The sequence below is a fragment of the Rhizobium sp. KNZ2-6A genome (genome assembly GCF_056755475.1).
Window position 1 is genome coordinate 1 of the sequence record NZ_JBNDIC010000141.1, and the last position, 671, is coordinate 671.

1 protein-coding gene is annotated in these 671 nt (G+C 61.5%); it reads left to right on the top strand.

Going from position 1 to position 671, the window contains the following annotated elements; translation table 11 throughout:
• Window positions 1–669, top strand: a 669-nt coding sequence (locus ACPYOP_RS32935; protein WP_481414382.1) for a formyltetrahydrofolate deformylase, incomplete at its 5' end; no start/stop codon positions are given.
• Between the last annotated feature and the right edge of the window lie 2 nt (window positions 670–671).

Below are 671 nucleotides of genomic sequence, written 5' to 3' on the forward strand. Positions count from 1 at the left end.
TTCGCCATGGAGGCGGAGATCCACGATGCCAGGAAGCGCATGAAGGTGCTGCTCATGGTCTCGCGCTTCGGCCATTGCCTCAACGACCTGCTCTATCGCTGGAAGATCGGCGCGCTGCCGATCGACATCGTCGGCGTCGTCTCCAACCATTTCGAATACCAGAAGGTCGTCGTCAATCACGACATCCCTTTCCACCACATCAAGGTGACGAAGGACAACAAGCCGCAGGCCGAAGCCCAGCTCCTGGAGCTGGTCGAGCAGACCGGCACCGAGCTCGTCGTGCTCGCCCGCTATATGCAGGTGCTGTCGGATGCGCTGTGCCGGAAGATGTCGGGCCGCATCATCAATATCCACCATTCCTTCCTGCCGTCCTTCAAGGGAGCCAATCCTTACAAGCAGGCCTATGAGCGCGGCGTGAAGCTGATCGGCGCGACGGCGCATTACGTCACCGCCGATCTCGACGAGGGTCCGATCATCGAGCAGGACACGGCGCGCATCACGCATGCGCAGTCGGCCGACGACTATGTCTCGATCGGCCGCGACGTGGAAAGCCAGGTGCTGGCGCGCGCCATCCATGCGCATATCCATTTCCGCACCTTCCTCAACGGCAACCGCACCGTCGTCTTCCCAGCAAGCCCAGGCTCCTATGCTTCCGAACGCATGGGGTGAGG